Raw genomic sequence first — 19,146 nt, 5'->3', positions numbered from 1 at the left:
CTGCCGGGAAATGCCCGACAGCCGTTCTAGTCCGAAGGAGGTGGGTTAGTGACGCACCAGTACGAACTCATGGTCATCCTGAACCCTGAGATCGACGAGCGCCAGGTCGGCGCCAACCTCGACAAGTTCCTGAAGGTCATCACGACCGACGGCGGCACCATCGAGAACATCGACATCTGGGGCAAGCGCCGTCTCGCCTACGAGATCCAGAAGAAGACCGAGGGCATCTACGCCGTCGTCAACTTCACCGCGACGGCCGAGACCACCCAGGAGCTCGACCGCCAGCTGAACCTCAGCGAGCAGATCATGCGCACGAAGGTCCTTCGCGCTGAGGAGGCCATCGCGATGGTCGCTTCGGAGAAGGCCCGTGCCGACGAGCGCGCCGCCCGCAAGACCGCCAAGGCTGCGAAGGCCTAAGGGTCATGGCCGGCGAGACGATCATCACCGTCGTGGGAAACCTCACGGCTGATCCCGAACTGCGCTACACGCAGAACGGCCTCCCCGTCGCGAACTTCACGATCGCGTCGACGCCGCGCAACTTCGACCGTCAGGCCAACGAGTGGAAGGACGGCGAAGCGCTGTTCCTCCGCGCGAGCGTGTGGCGCGAGTTCGCCGAGCACGTGGCCGGCTCGCTGACCAAGGGCATGCGGGTCATCGCGACCGGCCGCCTCAAGCAGCGCAGCTACCAGGACCGCGAGGGCAACAACCGCACCGCGATCGAGCTCGAGGTCGATGAGATCGGTCCGTCGCTGCGCTACGCGACCGCTCAGGTCACGCGCGCTGCGGGCGGCTCCGGCGGTGGCGGCGGCAGCTTCGGCGGTGGCGGCGGCCAGTCTCGTCCGGCCCAGGTCGCCGACGAGCCGTGGTCGACGCCCGGTTCGACGGGCGCCGGTGGCGGCGACGCGTGGGCTGCCCCGGGCGCCTACGGCGACGACACCCCCTTCTAAGGGTCGATCTCGATCTCAGACAGATTCCGGATGCCGCGGTGACGAGGCATCCGATCACGAAAACGTAAAGGAAACACCATGGCTGGAAAGGCAACCGGCGACCGCCGGAAGCCGCGGAAGGGCGCGAAGAACGCCGCTCCCGCGAAGGCGATCCGTGTCGGCGTCATCGACTACAAGGACGTCGCCACCCTCCGCAAGTTCATCTCGGAGCGCGGCAAGATCCGTGCCCGTCGTATCACCGGTGTCTCGGTGCAGGAGCAGCGTCTGATCGCCAAGGCGATCAAGAACGCGCGCGAAATGGCGCTCCTGCCTTACGCCGGCGCTGGCCGCTAAGGAGTACCCACATGGCAAAGCTCATTCTCACGAACGAGGTCGCCGGGCTCGGTAGCGCCGGTGACGTGGTCGAGGTCAAGAACGGGTACGCCCGCAACTACCTCATCCCCCAGGGCTTCGCGGTCGCGTGGACCCGCGGTGGCGAGAAGCAGGTGGCGTCGATCCGCGCCGCCCGCGAGGCGCGCGCGATCCACGACCACGAAGAGGCTGTGGCGCTGAAGAACAACCTCGAGACTAACAAGGTCCGCCTGGCCGTCAAGGCCGGCGCCGAGGGTCGCCTGTTCGGTGCGGTCAAGACCGCCGACGTCGCCGACGCGGTCAAGGCCGCGGGTCTCGGTGACCTCGACAAGCGCAAGATCCACATCACCTCGCCGATCAAGTCGACGGGCGAGCACGAGGCCACGGTCCGTCTCCGCGACGACCTGACCGCCGTGATCACCCTGCAGGTGGTCGCCGCCAAGTAAGGCGAGATCTTCGGTCCCCGAGCCTGTCGAAGGGATCGATACGGATGCCGCAGACCTTCGGGTCTGCGGCATCCGTCGTCTACCTGCCGAAAGCGCACGTACTGCGCCGTATCCGGGCCACGTGCGACAGTTGGCGCGCTCTGGACGCGGCGTCGGGACTCAGAGCCAGCCGTTCTCCTCGGCGAGGCGCGCGGCGTCGGCGCGATTGCGACCGCCGGTCTTGCCGATGGCGCTGGAGAGGTGGTTGCGCACGGTCCCCTCGGACAGGTGGAGGATCCGGGCGATGTCGGCGATCGAGCCGCCGGTCTGCGCCGCCGAGAGCACATCGGTCTCGCGTTCGGTGAGCGGCGAATCGCCCTGGGCGAGCGAGTCCGCGGCGAGGGCGGGATCGACGACGCGCAGCCCCTGCGCGACTCGGCGGACGGCGTCGGCCAGCTGCGTGGCCGGGGTGTCCTTCACCACGAATCCCGACGCGCCCGCCTGCATCGCGCGCTTGAGGTAGCCGGGTCGTCCGAAGGTGGTGACGATGAGCACCCGGCAGTCCGGAAGCGCCGCACGCAGGGCGCTCGCCGCGGTCATCCCGTCCATCCCGGGCATCTCGATGTCGAGCATCGCGACGTCGGGGCGCGCGGCGAGCGCCGCGTCGACGACCTCGTCGCCCCGCCCCACCTCGGCGACCACCTCGATGTCGGACTCCAGCCCGAGCAGCGCCGACAGGGCACCTCGCACGAGCGCCTGGTCGTCTGCGATGAGCAGCCGGATCACAGCGTCACCCGCAGACTGAATCCGCCGAGATCGCTCCGCCCCACGCTCAGCCGGCCGCCCGCCGCCTCGACGCGCTCCCGAAGTCCCGCCAGTCCCGAGGCACCCTCCGACGCCGCGGTCGGGCCGACTCCGTCGTCGGCGACCTCCACCTCGTGGCGGCCGAGCGTGATGCGGCACCGGGCCGCGCCGGAGTGCCGGACGACGTTGGTGACGCCCTCGCGCACGACCCAGCCCGCGAGCTCGCGGCGAGCCGGCGGCACGGCATCCGTCGACGAAGGCAGTTCGGCGTCGATCCCGGCGGCGGCCAGAGCCGCACGTGCCGCCGCGAGCTCGCCGCTCACGTTGACGGTGCGCACGCCGGCAACCGTCGCGCGCACATCGGCGAGGGCGCCGCGGGCGAGGGACTCCACCTCGGCGATCTCGGCCTTGGCGCGCTCGGGGTCCACGTCGACGAGCCGGCCCGCGAGCTCCGCCTTCACGGTCACCACCGTCAGCGAATGGCCGAGGATGTCGTGGATGTCGCGGGCCACGCGCCCGCGCTCGCGCTCCACCGCCAGCGCCTCCAGCTGCTTCTGCGTCTGCCGCAGCTCGTTCATGGCCGCAGTCGTGCGGGCGAAGGAGGCCATCATGAGCGAGATCGAGACGATGATCGCCGGCACCCAGAGCACGTTCTCGTCCCAGCCCTCGCTCATGCCGTTGGTCACGAGTGCCAGCAGGCCGAGGCCGAGGATCGGCGGCCAGGTCCACCGCCAGGGGAACACGCACATTCCGAAGGTGACGCCGACGTACGTCCAGAATGCGGCGATGCCCCATCCGAGCCACGGGTAGAGGTCGAAGGAGAGGGCGAACAGGACCACGCACACCGCGATCCGCCCGCGGTCGCGCAGAACCCAGCCGATGGGTGTCGACAGCAGGAACGCCAGCGCGAACACGATCACGAAGGTCACCCCGATCGCCGCCGACGCGGCGGACCCCGACTGAGCGATGACGTCCTGCGCGGGGCCGATCAGCCACAGCAGGGCGACCCCGCCGCCGAGGTACCAGCTCGCCGCCGCGCGCGACCGCAGCACCCGCCGAACGCGGCGGAGGGTGGGGGTCGCTGCCCGCGACCCCGGTCGGGACACGTCCGGACCAGGGTCGTCGGCACGCAGCCGGCCGCCGCGAGGCGCCTCGTGCATGGTCATCACCCTAGGGCTCAGACCCGCTTCGTGTCGCGGCGGAAGGCCCACGCGGCGGCGGCGGCGAAGACCGCGAGCCAGGCCACGGCGTTGACGAACCACAGCATGTCGACGCCCGCGCCGGTGAGGGGCGCACGGGCGATCTGGCTGATGCCGTACACCGGGGTGAACCGCGCGATCACCTGGACGAAGTCGGGCATGGCGCTGAGCGGGGTGAAGAGCCCGCCGAGGAACGACAGCAGGGCGATCCCCAGACCCGTGATCTGGGCCGCTCCATCGCCCGGCACGAGATACCCGACGGCGAGACCTAGCGTCGTGAACACGGCGCTGGCCAGCAGCCAGCTCGCCGCACCGGTGGCGATCCACTGAGCCCCCGTCAGCTGGATGCCGCTGACGGCGCCCGCCAGGTACGTGCCGGCGACGGCGAGCAGGCCCAGCATCATGCCCGCGATCGTCTTGACGACGACGTTGACGAGCGGGTTCAGGGGGGTCAGCCGCAGCTGACGGCTCCACCCGTGTACGCGCTCGCTGCCGATCGCTGTTCCGGTCTGCGTAGACGACATCATGGCGCCGTACATCGCCATCGACACCATGATGTAGGCGGCGACGGAAGGCCCGCCCTGCGACAGCGGCGTCGCCGTGAGCTGCTCTGCGCGCAGGGGGAGCCCGATGATGACGAACATCGCGACGGGGAAGGCGACGGTGAACAGCAGGATCCGCTTGCTGCGGAGCTTTCGCTTCAGCTCGATCCACAGATAGGTGAGCGTGAAGCCGCCCGCCGGCGGCACTCGACGCTGGAGAGAGACGCGGTCGCTGATCGTGGTGGTGGTCATGATGCCGTTCCTTGGGAGGTGAGGGAGAGGAAGACGCTCTCGAGGGTCTGCGCGGCGATCTCGATGTCGCGCGCGTCGGTGCGGGTCAGCAGATGCCGGGCCACGGCGTCCGAGTCCCGGGTGTGGATGGTGTACCGGTCGCCCAGTGCTTCGACGCTGTCGACCTCGGGCAGAGCGGCGAGCGCGACGGGGTCGGCTCCGGGAAGAGTCGCGCTCACCGCACGCTCCGACGCGAGGCTCTTGATCTCGGCCGTCGCGCCGTCGGCGACGATGCGACCGCGATTCATCAGGACGATGCGGTCCGCGTACTCGTCCGCCTCATCGAGGTGGTGCGTCGCGAACAGCACGGTTCGCCCGCGCGCGGCATCAGCCCGGATGGCACGCCAGAACGAGCGCCGGCCCTCGACGTCCATGCCCGTGGTCGGCTCGTCGAGGATCAGCAGTCCCGGGTCGGAGAGCAGCGCCATCGCGAAGCGCAGGCGCTGCTGCTGCCCGCCCGAGCACAGCCCGACGCGCCGGTCGGCGAGGTCGGAGATGCCCGCGCGCTGCAGCACCTCTGCGACGGGGCGCGTGTCGGCGAACAGGCTCGCCGTGAGGTCGAGCGTCTCGCGAACCGAGATGTCGGGCAGGAGCCCCCCGGTCTGCAGCACCGCTGACACGAGGCCGTGCGCGATGGCCGCGCGGGGCGACTCGCCGTAGACGCGCACGCTGCCGGAGTCGGGCTGCGACAGGCCGAGCAGCATGTCGATCGTCGTGGTCTTGCCGGCGCCGTTCGGGCCGAGGAAGGCGACGACCTCACCGGGCCGCACCTTCAGCGTCACGTGGTCGACCGCTCGGACTGCGCCGAACGACTTGCGCAAGGCGGTCGCGTCGACGGCGAGGGGAGAGACGGATGCCGGGACCGCCGCCCGGTCGAGGATCTGTGTCGATTCCATGGCACCAGCGTCGCGCCGGGTGCGTCGCGATCCCTCACACGGGCGTCACGACTTGCCTGTGACATCCGTCATGTGGATATGGCCGGCGAGCGGGCCGACGCGGGATGCGGCGGTTCGACCGGTGGGCCCGGGCGCCGGCCGGGCATGCCGAGACGGATGCCGCGAGCCCCCCGGGTCGCGGCATCCGCCTGGCTGTCATCTCCGGCCACGACACCCGGTCCAGGCATGCCGGGCGACCGGGGTCGGAGATGGGTCGGACACCCCCGATCGCGACGTGCGGTCCAGGCACGGCCCGCGAACGCGATCGGGGGTGGGTATCAGGGGCGGGAGGGCCGCTGGGGACGGCCCTCCCGCCTGCTCACGCGGGTCGGGGCGAGGGGCGTCTGGGGAACATCGACTCGCCCCCTCGACTCACGCGGAGCGTCGCCGCGACGCGCGCGCGATGGCACCCGCTGCAAGCAGCGAGAACCCGAGCAGCAGGATGGGCATCGCGCCCGACCCTCCCGTCGTGGCGAGTTGGGTGGCCGAGCCGGCCGTGGCCGCCGAGCCCGTGACGGAGGCGGTGATCGCGGCCGAGCCGGTGCCGGTCGCCGAGCCGTCGGTGCCGTCGTCACCCGGAGTGCCCGGGGTCGTCGGGTCGGTCGGGTCGGTCGGGTCGGTCGGGTCGGTCGGGTCGGTCGGGTCCGTCGGATCGGTCGGGACCGTCGGGACCGCGGTGTCGACCGTGCTGTCGCCGATCACCGAGATCGCGTTTCCGCCGATCGTGACGGGCAGCGAGATCGGCGCGAGGATCTGCGTGCCGCCGAGGATCGAGTCGGTGCCGTCCGTGGTGCCCGTCGAGCCGCTGCCCGTGCCGGAACCCGGTGCGGCGACCGCGCCCGCCGACTCGCTGTCGCCGACGCCGGAGATCGCGTTGCCCACGACCGTGATCGGGGCGGTGACGGGTGCGAGCACCTGGGTGCCGCCGAGGATCGAGTCGGCACCGCTGGTGGTGCCGCCGGTGCCGTTCGCGGTGGTCCCGGTTGCGGGTGCCGTGGTGGCGGCATCCGTGGTCTCGCTGTCCCCGATGACGGAGACAGCGTTGCCGACGGCGGTGATCGGGGCGGTGACCGGTGCGAGCACCTGGGTGCCGCCGAGGATCGAGTCGGCACCGCTGGTGGTGCCGCCGGTGCCGTCGCCGGTGGTGCCGGTCGCGGGCGCCGTGGTGGCGGCGTCCGTGGTCTCGCTGTCCCCGATGACGGAGACGGCGTTGCCGACGGCGGTGATCGGGGCGGTGACGGGTGCGAGCACCTGGGTGCCGCCGAGGAGGGCGTCGGTGCCGTCAGTGGTGGCGCCGGCGCCGGTCGAGGACGAACCCGTGCCCGCCGCGGTGGCACCGGTGCTCGAGCTGTCGCCGATCACGGAGATGGCATTGCCCGAGACCGCGATCGGAGCGGCGATGGGTGCGAGCACCTGGGTGCCGCCGAGAATCGAGTCCTCGCCGCTCGTCCCGCCGTCGGTGCCGGTGCCGGTCGTGCCGCCTCCGGGGGCGGTGGTGGCTCCGTCGGTGCTGCTGTCGCCCACCACGGAGATCGCGTTGCCCGACACCGTCACCGGAGCCGAGATCGACACGATTCCCTGGGTGCCCGATGCGAGGCCGTCCTCGCCCGACGTCTCCGCAGACGCGGGCGCGGGCGCGGCGGCGGGTGCGGGAGCGGTGGTGGCGGCATCCGTCGACTGGCTGTCGCCGACGACGGAGACGGCGTTGCCGGCGACCGTGATCGGCACGTTCACCGATACGAGCGCCTGCGTGCCCGAGCCGACGCCCTCGGCGCCGCTCGTCGAGACCTCGGCGGGTGCGGGCGCCGGTGCGGGTGCGGGTGCCGCCGTGGTCGCGCCGCTGCTGGACGAGTCGCCCAGGACCGACAGCGAGGTGCCGCTGACCGTGATCGGAAGGCTGACATCGATGACGGCCTGGCTGCCCGAGAGCAGCCCGTCCTCACCGGTGGTCTCGGCCGCGCTGGCGACCGTCGCGCCGAGCAGCGTGATGCCGCCGGCCAGAAGCGTGCCCCACAGGGCGCGCTTGCAGAAAGTACGCATGATGTTCCCCTTTGTGGATTGATCGGATTGCAGCGCGCGAAGAGGCGCTGCTCAGCGCGTGAGGGCGCGCTGATGCTCTGCCGCCGGAGCCCGGGTGGGCGCGGCGGCGGCGAGCCGATCAGTCGGGGGAGACGTCGGTGGAGCCGGCGGGCGCCGGCGGCGCGTGCTCGTCCTCCGGTCCTGCTCGGCGCACCCAGGCACGGTGTGCGGCGAGCGGAAGGAGGGCGGCGAGCGCCCAGGCGCCGGGACCCGCACCGCCGGGTCCCGAGGAAGCAGCGGCGGGAAGGCAGAGCCCTCCCGCAGAGCCGGAGGTTCCGCCTGCGGCAGGCGCGGCGGTGGAACTGACGGCCGTGGCACTCACGGCGACGTCGGAAGCGGATGCCGCGCCCCAGGCGCTGCGGTGCACCAGGGCCGACGAGAAGACGGCGGTGGCGGCATCCGTCACGGTCACCGCAGTGGGGGACGAAGGCGCGCCGTCGGCCGAGCCGGAGCCGGCCGAGTCGGAGTCGGTCGACAGGCCGGGAAGGGCGGGAAGGCCGGGGAGCGGCGGGAGCAGCGGGGTGCCGGTCGAGCCGTCCACGGGCGGCTGGCCGACCGTGGCGCCGGTCTCGTCGACGGCGCCGACGACCGCTCCGAGCGTGTCGTCGACCGTGCCGCCGAGGTCGGTCACCGCGTCGTCGAGCCCGATGCCCGTGGCGACGTCGCCGACGACCGGAACCTGGGTGACGAGGTCGACGACCGGCTGGGTGATGCCGCTCACGACACCGCCCGACACGACGTTCGACACCGGCTCGGTCACGGTCGTGACGACGGTGCCGACGGTCTGGACGACCTGGCTGACCGGCTGCTGCACGGGAGCGGGCGCCGCCGCGACGACCGTGTTGACGGCGCCGGTGACACCGGTCGTGACCGACGAGACGGTGCCGGTGACGGTGGTCGCGGTCGTGTCGACGAGCGAGGCCACCGCGCCGAGAGCACCGCCGAGCACTCCTGCGTCATCGGTCTCGTCGGCGTGCGCGTGTCCGAGCCCGAGGCCCAGGAGCAGCGAGACGACGATCCAGGCGAACGCGGTCCCGACCCCGATGAGGGCCAGCCGCACGATCCTCGGCAGCTGCGAGGTTGCGATCTCCACGTTCACCTCCCACGACGAAAGAGCCGCACGTTCCGGACGGATCGTGCGTGAGGGTGCCTGGACTTGAGAGGCTACAGCGTGGGCGCGCGCGATGTCCAGACCTCATCGTCACCGCTGCGGATAGCGGCTGCCGGCGAGTCGCGGGTGATCGACGGGGCGCGGAATTGTGCACAGGGCGCGGCGCGCGAGGAAACCTTCAACCTCGACTTCAACCACTTATCCCTCCACAGGCTGTGAAAACAGCAGGCCCCGGTCAGAGGCACTTTCCGCGATATATCCCCCAGAAAACCCTCCAGTTCTCCACAGAGGTTGTTCACAGCTGCGACGGCGTTTCTCGCAACCTTTCCACACAGTTATCCACAGGGCGTGTTGCGAGTGTCGGAGGCCGTCCATAGCGTGGGGTGCGGCCCACTCGGGGGCGCGCGCCTGGGTGCTGAGCACAACGGTGTGGCTGCGATCGGGCTCGCAGAACGCAACGGTTGCCGGGGGGACGGGGTGCCGAGGCATCCCGATATCAGCCGTGCACTCAGCGTGCACGGCGAGCCGCCGCTGTTCCCGCCCTGCGAACTCGGACGATGTGAACGAACGGTAAGGAGGACGCTCAACCTATGTCGATAGCCGACATCTCCGAAGAGCGCATGGGGGGTCCCCGCGACTTCGAGCGCACTCCCCCGCACGATCTCCTCGCCGAGCAGAGCGCTCTCGGCGGAATGCTGCTGTCGAAGGATGCGGTCGCCGACGTCATCGAGATGCTCCGCGGGACCGACTTCTACGTGCCGAAGCACGAGCTGATCTTCGAGGCGATCCTCACCCTCTACTCGCACGGCGAGCCCACGGACGTCGTCGCGGTGACCGACGAGCTCATCAAGACGGGTGAGCTGCAGCGAGCCGGTGGTGCCGACTACCTGCACACGCTCACCTCGATCGTGCCGACCGCCGCGAACGCCGGCTACTACGCCTCGATCGTCTCCGAGCGTGCGTTGCTGCGCCGCCTCGTCGACGCCGGCACCCGCATCGTGCAGATGGGCTACTCGGGCCAGGGTGAGGCGCTCGACCTCGTGAACAACGCGCAGGCCGAGATCTACTCGGTGACCGGCGCCGAGCAGGCCGAGGACTACGTGCCGCTCACGATCGCGGTGGATGCCGCGGTGGAAGAGATCGAGGCCGCGCGAGGTCGCGACGGCCAGATGACCGGCATCCCGACAGGCTTCTCCGGTCTCGACTCGCTGACCAACGGTCTGCACCCCGGCCAGATGATCATCATCGCGGCGCGACCCGCGATGGGTAAGTCGACACTCGCGCTCGACTTCGCCCGCTCGGCGGCGATCAAGGCGAACATGCCGACGATCTTCTTCTCGCTCGAGATGGGGCGCAGTGAGATCGCGATGCGCCTGCTGAGCGCCGAGGGGGCGATCCCGCTGCAGTCGATGCGCAAGGGCACGCTCGACTCGCGCGACTGGACCACCGTGGCCGCGACCCGCGGCCGCATCAACGACGCGCCCCTGTACATCGACGACAGCCCGAACATGACGCTGGTCGAGATCCGTGCGAAGTGCCGCCGGCTCAAGCAGCGGGCAGGCCTCAAGCTCGTGGTCATCGACTACCTGCAGCTCATGACCTCGGGCAAGCGTGTCGAGTCGCGTCAGCAGGAAGTCTCGGAGTTCTCCCGCGCGCTCAAGCTCCTCGCGAAGGAGCTCGGCGTGCCGGTCATCGCGCTGTCGCAGCTGAACCGTGGTGCCGAGCAGCGCGCCGACAAGAAGCCGGCTCTCTCCGACCTGCGTGAGTCGGGCTCGATCGAGCAGGACGCCGACATGGTGGTGCTTCTGCACCGCGAAGCCGCCTATGAGAAGGACTCGCCCCGCGCCGGCGAGGCCGACCTCATCGTCGCCAAGCACCGCAACGGCCCCACCGACACGATCACGGTGGCGTTCCAGGGCCACTTCTCGCGCTTCACCGACATGGCGCCCGGCGACTTCGGGTAGCCGGCCCGCACGTCCGTCGCGCGGCGGAGCGGCGGCATCCGTTCCACTCTTGTCGGTCAGCCCGTGCGCCGCCACAGTGGACGGCATGGTGACGTATCGGAGCCAGGTGCTGCGCAGACGCAAGGTCGCGCTCACGGCGCTGAGCCGGTACGCGCTCCCCCGAGGACCGCTGCGGTTCGTGACGCACGGCGAGAACACCACCTTCCGCCTCGACGGCGGGGCCGGCCGGTTCCTCGTCCGGGTGCACCGGCCGCAGCGCCACGGGCGCGATGTCGATCCGTCGATCGCCATCTCCTCGGAGCTCTGCTGGCTGCAGGCCATCCGCTCGGGCACCGATCTCGCGGTGCCGGAGGCTGTCGCCGCGAGCGATGGCCACCTGGTCGTCGAAGTCGAGGTCGACGGTGATGCCTGGCACTGCTCGGTGCTGCGATGGCTCGACGGCCGCATCCACGAGAACAGCGCCCGTCCGGGGCAGCTGCGCCTGCTCGGGGCCGCGATGGCGAGACTTCACGCGCAGGCCGATGCCTGGACGCCGCCGCCGTGGTTCACCCGCATCCATTGGGACGCCGAGACCTTCTTCGGCGATGTCATGGTCTACGGAGACGCGCCGGCCTCCCGGTGCTGGGAGCTGCTCCCGATCGGGTTGCGGCAGAGTTTCGGGAGGGTGCGCGAGCGGATGGGGCCGATCCTCGCCGCGGACCCGGACTCGGGGCTCATCCACGCCGACCTGCATCTGGGCAACGCGGTGTTCCAAGGCGGATGCGTGAAGCTCATCGACTTCGACGACAGCGGATATGGCCCGCGCCTGTACGACGTGGCGGTCGCGCTGTGGGAGCTCCGCGACCTCGACGACTATCCCCTCTTCCACGACGCCCTGCTCGAGGGGTATCGCTCCGAGCGCGCCATCGACACCACCCTTCTCGACGAGTACATCGCGCTCCGCCAGGTCGCCTTCCAGCTCTGGTACACCGGCATGGCGCAGACGAATCCCTCATTCGCCGAGGGGCTGTCGCGGGCCGAGGGCTGGTCCGCCGACATGTTGGAACTGCTCGGTGCAGGGTCCCACCGAGCGGCGGGCGCCTGAGGCTGACGCGGGGTTCCGCGCCCTATGCCTCGCGCATAGGCTCGGGCGCGAGGCATCCGTCCGCGGTCCGACGTCCGGAGACGCGCCCTGACACCGCACAGAAGAACTGGCACCGCACGAGAAGGAGGCGACGATGCAGACGCTCACGGTGGACTTCATCTGCTCGCTCGACGGCTACGGCGCCGCAGAAGGATGGCCCGGGTGGTGGGGGCTCGAAGGCCCGGAGTACCTCGGGTGGCTGGAGGACTCGCCCGAGAAGGACGATCCGATCCTGATGGGTGCCACGACCTACCGCCTCATGTCCGAGCTGACCGCGGGTGGCGAGGAGGGCACCGACGTGCTCGACCGGGTGCAGAAGTACGTCTTCTCCGCCCATCTCGACGAGCCGCTCGCGTGGGAGAACTCCACGCTCGTTCGCACCGATGCGGTGGAGTTCGTCGGTCGGCTGAAAGAGGAGTCCGACCGGCCGCTGCGCACGCTCGGCAGCATCGCGCTCTGCCGCTCGCTGCTTGTCGCGGGCCTCGTCGACCGCTACCGCGTCGTGGTGTTCCCCGTGATCACCGGCGCGACCGGCCAGGACCGCATCTTCGAGGGCTACCCGGATGTGCGCCTCGAGCTTGTCGAGGCCCGCACCTTCGACGGGCGCAGCCAGCTGCTGGAGTACATCCCGACCGTCCTCGACGGCCCGCCCGGCGCGTGACGGCCGACGCGACGCCCGCGGAACCGCCGGTGCCCCGTACGGCGTTCGCGCGCTACTGGACCGCGGCCGCGATCAGCTCCTTCGGCACCGCGCTGACCGCGGTCGCGATGCCGGTGCTGGTTGTCCAGATCCTCGGTGCGACGCCCCTCGAGGTCGGCATCGTGGGCGCGGCCCAGTTCCTGCCGTATGCCGTGCTCGGAATGTTCGCGGGTGCGTACACCGACAGGTGGCGGCGCAAGCCCATCCTCGTCTGGGCGAGCATCGGCCGGGCGGTGTCGCTCGCCGCCATCCCCGCGCTGTGGTTCGCCGGTGCACTGGAGGTGTGGATGGTGGTCGTGCTCCTCCTGCTCTTCGGCTCGTTCTCGGTGTTCGGGTTCGCCGCGACGCAGTCCTTCCTCCCCCGTCTGGTGCCGCGCTCGCAGCTGGTCGTCGCGAACGCGCGTCTGGATCAGACGGATGCCGCGGCCCAGACCCTCGGCCCCACCCTGGGTGGCGGGCTCGTGGGGCTGCTCGGCGCTCCGCTCGCCCTGCTCGTCGACGCGGTCAGCTACATGGTCGACGCGGTGCTGAACGCCGGCATCCGCGTGGACGAGCCTCGCGCCGCCGGCCGTGAACGGAACCTGCGACGCGAGATCCGGGATGGCCTCGCGTGGGCGTACGCGCACCGCACTCTGGGTCCGCTCGCTGTGTCGACGCACGTCTGGTTCCTGGCGAACGGCATCGCGTTCACGGTCCTGTCGCTGCTCGCGCTGCGGTCGCTCGGGTTCTCGGCCTTCACGTTCGGGCTGCTCCTCGCCGTCGCCGGCACGACGACGCTCATCGGAGCCACCTTCGCGAACCGCATCGGAGCCGTGCTCGGCAGCGGCCCGACGATCCTCGCGGCGCGAGCCATGTACCCCGTCGCCTGGCTCCTCGTGGCGGTGGCCGCCTGGTTCCCGACGGGTCCCTCGCTGCTCTTCATCGCGCTGGCGCTCCACGGCCTCGCGGCGGGCGTGGAGAACGCGCACGAGATGGCGCTGCGGCAGACCGCGACGCCCGACGGCATGCTGGGGCGCGTGAACGCCAACCTCCGCTCCGCCAATCGCACGGCCGCCGCGCTCGGCGCGCTGCTCGGGGGAATCGCGGTAGGCGCGCTCGGCGAGGAGTGGACGATCCTCGCCGTCACCGTCGTCTTCGCCGTCGCGGCGGTCATCGCGCTGTGGTCTCCGCTGCGCGGAGTGGGCATGCTGAGCCACTGAGGAGGATCCCGGGTTCACACCCCACCCGCCGCTGCGAGACGGATGCCGCGGCTCGCGGCATCCGTCACCTCCGCGCGTGCTCCACGAACGCGTCGAGCGTGGCGCGCAGCGCCGGTGAATCCTCCTGCGTCCGGCGATGCACGGCCAGGACGTCGCGCGTCGACGCCGGTTCGACCGTCGGGATGGCGACCAGGTCGGGTCCGAGATCGCCTCGGCCCAGCCGCGGCACCAGCGCGACCGCGCGACGCGCGCGCGCGAGTTCGAGGTGGTTCTGGAACTCCATCGACTCGTGCACGATGCGCGGCGCGTTGGGGACGCCGTCGAAGAGCCGCCGCAGCCACTGCCGGCAGATGGTCGCCTCGAACGTCGCGACCCAGTTCTCCCCTGCGAGCTCCTCGGGGTGCAGCTCGCTGCGATCGGCAAGGGGGTGATCGCGGTGCAGGACGACGTCGGCGACGTCGGTGAACAACGGCGTCGAGACGAGGTGGTCGGGCATCGCGAGGGCCACGCCGCCCCAGCGGTGCACGATGCCGAGGTCGCGCTGGCCCGAGGCGACGAGCGCGATCGTCTCCCACGGCTCGCTCTCGCGCAACGGCACCGAGAGGTCGGGGTGCTGCGCCGCCAGGTCGCTCAGGACGGGGATGACCAATCCCCGCACGACGGTCGAGAACGCGGCCAGCCTGATCTCGCCCACCACGCGGTCGTCGATCCCGGCGGCGAGCTGGAGATCGGCACGCAGCCGCTCGAGATCGGCGAGGATCGGGGTCGATGCTACGACGAGGCGCGAGCCCGCCTCCGTGAGGATCACCCCCCGCCCGGCGCGCTCGAGGAGGGCGATGCCGGTCTCGCGCTCGAGACGCTTGACCTGCTGAGACACGGCCGACGGCGTGTAGCCCAGACTCGTCGCGGCGGCGACCACGCTTCCCTGCGTCGCGACGGCGCGGAGCGACAGCACTGCCTCGAGGTCGATCATGAAGCAACGCTACATCGTTTTGTGGAGAAAGCATCGCTGGTGCTTCATCGACTGATCGGGTGAAGTGGGACCGTGAACAGACGCGACATGGTGCTGGCGGCGGTTGTCGCATCGTTCTGGGGCTTCAACTTCGTCGTGATCGACTGGGGGATGACGGGTGTTCCACCCCTGCTGTTCGTCGCCATCCGCTTCCTGGTGGTAGCGCTCGCGGTCTTCGTCGTCCCGCGCCCGCAGACCTCCTGGCGCACGGTGATCGGCGTAGGCCTCTTCATGAGCTTCGGGCAGTTCGGGCTGCTGTACACGTCGATGGCGCTCGGGCTGCAGCCGGGGCTCGCCGCGCTCGTGCTGCAGGCGCAGGCGGTGTTCACGATCCTCATCGCGGCGGCGGTGCTGCGCGAGCGTCCGACGGCGCCCCAGATCGCTGGTGTCGCGCTGGGTGTGGTCGGCCTCGCCATCGTGGCCGCCGGCCGGGGAGGCGACGCCCCCGCTCTCGCGGTGGCGCTGGCGCTCGCCGCCGCGGTCTCGTGGGGAATCGGCAACGTCATCTCGCGTCGAGCCGGCTCCGTCACCGGAGCGGGTCGTCTCGGATCGCTGTCGCTCACGGTGTGGTCGGCGCTCGTCGTGCCCGTTCCCGCCCTGATGCTGTCGCTCGCGATCGATGGTCCGGAGGCTATCGCGTCCGGCGTCGCCGCATTCGGGTGGCAGTCCGCGGTGTCGACGCTCTATACGGCGGTGCTGTGCACGATCGTCGGCTACTCGATCTGGAACGGCCTCCTCGCGCGCAATCCGTCCGCGGCGGTGGTGCCGTGGGTGCTGCTCGCGCCGGTGGTGGCGATGGCGTCGGCCGCGCTGCTGCTCGGTCAGATCCCCACGACGGGCGAGGTCGTCGGCGGCATTCTGCTGGTCGCGGGGGTGCTCGTCACAGGGCTGCGTGGAGTGACCGTCCCAGGGCGGGCGAGAGCGGATGCCGCAACATCGCGATTCCGCTAGAACGGCGGGGCGCCGGGCGACCCCGGTGGGTCGTCAGCGGAGAAGAGCCAGGGTTCGCGCATCGTTCTGCGCAGGCGCTCGGCGGTGTCGTCGGGGACGAATCTCACGGTGGTCTCGGGTCGGTCGGTGTGCTTCCGCCCGCTCGGGCTGGTCCACACCAGTACGCCGGGCGAGACCTGCTCGACCGACCAGGCTGTGACGCCCTTGACGGTGTGATGGCCTCGGCAGAGGTGCGCAAGGTTCGCATGATGGGTGGGTCCGCCCTCGGAAGCGGGGATGGTGTGGTCGATGTCGCACCGCCATACCGGACGGCGGCAGCCGGGGAATCGGCAGCGCTCGTCACGGGCGGCGAGAAAGCGGCTGAGCGCCGGTCCAGGACGGTAGCGGTCGACTGCGAGGACGCTTCCGGTGACCGGTGAGGTCATCACGCGTTCCCAGCCGGTGGCGCCCGCAGCGAGGAGGCGGGCCGTGTCGGGGTCGATCGGACCATAACCCGCGAGAAGTGCGGGTTCGTTGGTCGCGCCGGTCATGGTGAGCACGGGCAGTGTGACCTGCACGGTGGCGCGGATCGCTTCGAGCCCGGTGCCGGCGACGCACTCGGTGGGGCCGGCGGTGAGCAGGGTGTCGGTGAAGATGTCGACGCGGAGCTGATCTATCGTGCGCTCGTCGACTTGGTCATCGCCGTCGCCTTCGACGTCGCGGTCGTCGCCGCCGCCGTCGGTGCAGTCGGCGTCGGCGCCACGTGCGGCGATGACCGAGCGAGCTTGCTGTGTGAGGCGGTCTTCGATGCCGTGCGCGAGCGTCGCCGGCATGATCGCGGTCAGTGCGGCCATGTCGTCGGGCAGATCGACCACCTCGATGCGACGCTCGGCGGCGGCGTCGCGGTGGCGCTCCTCGATCGTGCGGTCGAGGAAGCGCTCGGCGATCACCTTGACCACAGGTGCGAGGCGACCCGGTGCGAGGGTCGCCGCGCGGTCCAGTGCGACCTGGAGGAACTCGGCCCGGGCCGCGTCGTCGGTGATCGCGTGGCCGGCATCGTGGATCACTGCGAGGTGCTGCCGGGTGATCTCGCCACGCTCGAGCGACCCGACACCAGCCTCGAATCGGGCACACAGGTCGGATGCTTCGCTAAGCAGCCGGCTCACGGTCCACTCCGACACCCGGCTCGAGGTCGCCAGGTCGGCGACCAGCGCCCGACGGTCGAGCTCCGCGCGCCGAGCCCGCTCCGCAGACGCGTGCGCGGGCCGCGCCACGATGGCGGCAGCAGCCGCCAGCACCCGTATCTCCGCGCCCTCGGCGACCGCCCGCGACCGGCGGCCCGCTTCGAAGGCGTCGACCAGCCGCATGACCTGGGCGAATTCCGGCGCGCCGTCGTGGGCTCCAGGATCGGGATCGCGATCGGGATCGGGTGTTGCAGACATCGAGGGCTCGCAGTCAGGAAGCGGCGGAACGAGATTCCGCGCATCACGCGCGATCTGCTTCAGCATCCGCCCACGGCCGAAACCGCACCTACCAACGCCTCCCGATGAAGGCTCGCCCAGTCATCGAATCTCTGATCTATATTCTAGGCCTCTAGAGCGCATGCAGCAATACCAAACTCGTATAAAGATACGATTCATGCCGCGTTGAGAATTCCTTTCGCAACGCGATGGGCGCCGCAAGGCACGGAGAGCCTGCGCAACATCCCGGCCAGAGGACTATCGGTGCCGAATCGATTCGATACACTGGTCGTCTGCCTTTCGGCATCCACCGCCTTCCGCTGCGGCATCCGGATGCAAGCACTCCACGGCGTGCCGGGGCATCCGTCCGCTTTCCTCGCCTTCTCATTCGAGAGTCGCCCTCATGCCCACCGCCCTGACGACGGGCCGCCCCTGGCGCGTCATCCTCCTGTTCTCCGTCCCGCTGCTCATCGGCAACGTGGTGCAGCAGCTGTACCACGTGATCGATGCGATCGTCGTCGGCCGCCACCTCGGGGTCAACGCGCTGGCGGCGGTCGGCGCGACCGGGAGCATGCTCTTCCTGCTGCTCGGGTTCGCGTGGGGGCTGACGTCGGGCTTCGCGATCCCGACCGCACAGGCCTTCGGCGCACGCGACTTCGCCGCCGTGCGGCGCTCGGTCGCCGCCGGGACGATCCTCACCGGACTGTGCACGGTGCTCCTCACGGTCGGCGCACCCCTGCTCGCCGGCCCGCTGCTCGTGCTGCTGCAGACCCCTGCTGAACTCATGGACGACGCCGTCGTCTTCGCGCAGATCAGCTTCCTCGGCGCCGGCGCGATGATGTTCTTCAACTACCTGTCGGCCATCATCCGTGCGATCGGCGACTCGCGGACGCCCCTGGTGTTCCTCACCCTCGCGTGCATCCTCAACGTCGCGCTGGTGATCCTCATGGTCGGCCCGCTCGGCTGGGGCGTCGGCGGCGCGGCGCTCGCGACCGTCGTCTCGCAGGCCATCTCGGTGCTGCTCTGCCTCGAGTTCGTGCGTCGACGGATGCCGGTGCTCCATGTCCGCCGCAGCGACTGGCGTGTGACGCGCGCCGAGCTCGCCGAGCACCTGCGCCTCGGGCTGCCCATGGGCTTCCAGGCGTCGATCATCGCGATCGGGACGCTGTCGGTGCAGGTGGCGCTCAATGAGCTCGGCGCCGACGCGGTCGCGGCGTACACGGCGGCATCCCGCGTGGACGGCCTCGCCGTGGCGCTCCTGCAGTCGCTCGGCCTCGCGGTCTCGATGTTCGTCGCGCAGAACCACGGCGGCGGCCGGCCCGACCGCATCCGCCGCGGCGTGACGCAGGCGACGTGGATGTCGGTCGCCGCGGCGATCGTGCTCGGCGCGCTGCTCATCGCCTTCGGGGCGGCGCTCGTGCAGCTGTTCGTGGGCGAGGGCTCGGCTGAGGTGGTCGGCCTGGCGGCGCAGATGCTCGCCATCAACGGTGCGACCTACTGGATCCTCGGCATCCTGTTCGTGCTGCGCGGAGCGCTGCAGGGCCTCGGCCACACGCTGATCCCCACGGTCACCGGTGTGATCGAGCTGGTCATGCGCGTCGGCGCGGCCGTTGTGCTCGGGGGCATCTTCGGCTTCATCGGCGTCGCGGCGAGCAACCCGCTCGCCTGGCTCGGGGCGGTCGTGGTTCTGGTGCCGGCGTACCTGCACGCGCACCGGCAGCTGGCCAAGACGCCCGTCAGCCCGCTCGTCCCGACGCCGACCACCCCGATCCCGGTCATCGGCCCGACCGACGGCTCGATGGTCGTCGACGCGATCGTCACGCAGCCGATCGTGCTGCCGACCGCCGCGCAGACGGCAACGCCGACGCCGCTGCGACGCCTGCGGAGGTTCGCCCGCCCCTCGGTGCGCGACCGGCGGCGCACCCGGGGCTGATCCGGCCCCGACCGGGCTCGGCCCGCGGCGGGTGGTGCCGGAGACGGCAGCCTCTGCCCGATCGCTGCAGTTTCTCGCGACCGCGCGCCAGATCTGTGCGGCGGTCGCAGGAATCTGGCGCGCTCGCTGCTCACCGAGACC

Annotated in this window: 18 protein-coding genes; 10 read left to right on the top strand and 8 right to left on the bottom strand. The window is 70.8% G+C overall.

Translation table 11 applies throughout. From position 1 onward, the window contains the following. Positions 1–48: 48 nt before the first annotated feature. The 4 genes from rpsF (at position 49) to rplI (ending at position 1,744) form a co-directional block, all read left to right on the top strand. Positions 49–417 carry a 30S ribosomal protein S6 gene (gene rpsF / locus IM767_RS17890; protein ID WP_109208695.1) on the top strand — a complete coding sequence of 123 codons (369 nt, stop codon included), beginning with the start codon at positions 49–51 and terminating at the stop codon, positions 415–417. A gap of 5 nt (positions 418–422) precedes the next feature. Next, on the top strand, positions 423–947 hold the full coding sequence (locus IM767_RS17885) for a single-stranded DNA-binding protein (protein ID WP_109208694.1): 525 nt from the start codon (positions 423–425) through the stop codon (positions 945–947). A 78-nt stretch (positions 948–1,025) separates the two neighbouring features. Continuing rightward, positions 1,026–1,280 (top strand): 30S ribosomal protein S18, encoded by a 255-nt coding sequence (rpsR, locus tag IM767_RS17880; RefSeq protein ID WP_005054609.1) that lies wholly within the window; start codon positions 1,026–1,028, stop codon positions 1,278–1,280. Between the two features lie 11 nt (positions 1,281–1,291). After that, positions 1,292–1,744, top strand: coding sequence for a 50S ribosomal protein L9 (rplI, locus tag IM767_RS17875; RefSeq protein WP_106815587.1), 453 nt, complete (start codon positions 1,292–1,294; stop codon positions 1,742–1,744). Positions 1,745–1,903: 159 nt separating this feature from the next. On the opposite strand, the gene IM767_RS17870 is transcribed toward rplI, so the two are convergent. The 6 genes from IM767_RS17870 to IM767_RS17845 all read right to left on the bottom strand — a co-directional run bounded on the left by IM767_RS17870 (position 1,904) and on the right by IM767_RS17845 (position 8,666). Then, on the bottom strand, positions 1,904–2,509 hold the full coding sequence (locus IM767_RS17870; RefSeq protein ID WP_109208693.1) for a response regulator transcription factor: 606 nt from the start codon (positions 2,507–2,509) through the stop codon (positions 1,904–1,906). After that, entirely contained in the window at positions 2,506–3,687 is a 1,182-nt protein-coding gene (locus tag IM767_RS17865; RefSeq protein ID WP_109208850.1) for a sensor histidine kinase, read from the bottom strand. Before IM767_RS17865 ends, IM767_RS17870 begins: the two co-directional genes overlap by 4 nt. A gap of 17 nt (positions 3,688–3,704) precedes the next feature. Continuing rightward, positions 3,705–4,520 (bottom strand): ABC transporter permease, encoded by an 816-nt coding sequence (locus IM767_RS17860; RefSeq protein WP_109208692.1) that lies wholly within the window; start codon positions 4,518–4,520, stop codon positions 3,705–3,707. Then, positions 4,517–5,455: an ABC transporter ATP-binding protein gene (locus IM767_RS17855; RefSeq protein ID WP_109208691.1), complete on the bottom strand. Its 939-nt coding sequence runs from the start codon at positions 5,453–5,455 to the stop codon at positions 4,517–4,519. Before IM767_RS17855 ends, IM767_RS17860 begins: the two co-directional genes overlap by 4 nt. A gap of 411 nt (positions 5,456–5,866) precedes the next feature. Further along, complete coding sequence (locus IM767_RS17850) at positions 5,867–7,534, bottom strand: chaplin family protein (protein WP_109208690.1); 1,668 nt, start codon at positions 7,532–7,534, stop codon at positions 5,867–5,869. Positions 7,535–7,652: 118 nt separating this feature from the next. Next, positions 7,653–8,666, bottom strand: a complete 1,014-nt coding sequence (locus tag IM767_RS17845; RefSeq protein ID WP_162564193.1) for a hypothetical protein — start codon at positions 8,664–8,666, stop codon at positions 7,653–7,655. 608 nt (positions 8,667–9,274) lie between these two features. On the opposite strand from IM767_RS17845, the gene dnaB reads away from it, so the two are divergent. From dnaB to IM767_RS17825, 4 genes are all read left to right on the top strand, one after another. Then, positions 9,275–10,648, top strand: a complete 1,374-nt coding sequence (dnaB, locus tag IM767_RS17840; RefSeq protein WP_109208689.1) for a replicative DNA helicase — start codon at positions 9,275–9,277, stop codon at positions 10,646–10,648. Between the two features lie 85 nt (positions 10,649–10,733). Then, entirely contained in the window at positions 10,734–11,732 is a 999-nt protein-coding gene (locus tag IM767_RS17835) for a phosphotransferase enzyme family protein (protein ID WP_109208849.1), read from the top strand. A gap of 133 nt (positions 11,733–11,865) precedes the next feature. Then, the gene (locus tag IM767_RS17830) at positions 11,866–12,432 is read left to right on the top strand and encodes a dihydrofolate reductase family protein (protein ID WP_109208688.1); all 567 of its coding nucleotides are present in this window, start codon (positions 11,866–11,868) and stop codon (positions 12,430–12,432) included. 29 nt (positions 12,433–12,461) lie between these two features. Next, positions 12,462–13,670: an MFS transporter gene (locus tag IM767_RS17825; protein WP_109208848.1), complete on the top strand. Its 1,209-nt coding sequence runs from the start codon at positions 12,462–12,464 to the stop codon at positions 13,668–13,670. Positions 13,671–13,734: 64 nt separating this feature from the next. On the opposite strand, the gene IM767_RS17820 is transcribed toward IM767_RS17825, so the two are convergent. Continuing rightward, on the bottom strand, positions 13,735–14,643 hold the full coding sequence (locus tag IM767_RS17820) for a LysR family transcriptional regulator (RefSeq protein ID WP_109208687.1): 909 nt from the start codon (positions 14,641–14,643) through the stop codon (positions 13,735–13,737). A gap of 72 nt (positions 14,644–14,715) precedes the next feature. Between IM767_RS17820 and IM767_RS17815 the strand changes: the two genes are divergently transcribed. Next, positions 14,716–15,633 carry an EamA family transporter gene (locus IM767_RS17815; protein WP_109208686.1) on the top strand — a complete coding sequence of 306 codons (918 nt, stop codon included), beginning with the start codon at positions 14,716–14,718 and terminating at the stop codon, positions 15,631–15,633. Here the strand turns inward: IM767_RS17815 and IM767_RS17810 are convergent. After that, on the bottom strand, positions 15,630–17,054 hold the full coding sequence (locus tag IM767_RS17810; protein ID WP_162564192.1) for an HNH endonuclease: 1,425 nt from the start codon (positions 17,052–17,054) through the stop codon (positions 15,630–15,632). The genes IM767_RS17815 and IM767_RS17810 overlap by 4 nt on opposite strands. A gap of 421 nt (positions 17,055–17,475) precedes the next feature. Between IM767_RS17810 and IM767_RS17805 the strand changes: the two genes are divergently transcribed. Next, positions 17,476–19,005 (top strand): MATE family efflux transporter, encoded by a 1,530-nt coding sequence (locus IM767_RS17805; RefSeq protein ID WP_109208684.1) that lies wholly within the window; start codon positions 17,476–17,478, stop codon positions 19,003–19,005. The last annotated feature ends 141 nt before the right edge of the window (positions 19,006–19,146 follow it).

Origin of the sequence: Microbacterium ureisolvens (assembly GCF_015278315.1) — a bacterium.
GTDB lineage: Bacteria > Actinomycetota > Actinomycetes > Actinomycetales > Microbacteriaceae > Microbacterium > Microbacterium ureisolvens.
Note: the sequence above shows the minus strand (reverse complement) of the source record. Positions and strands in the feature narration are given on the sequence as shown.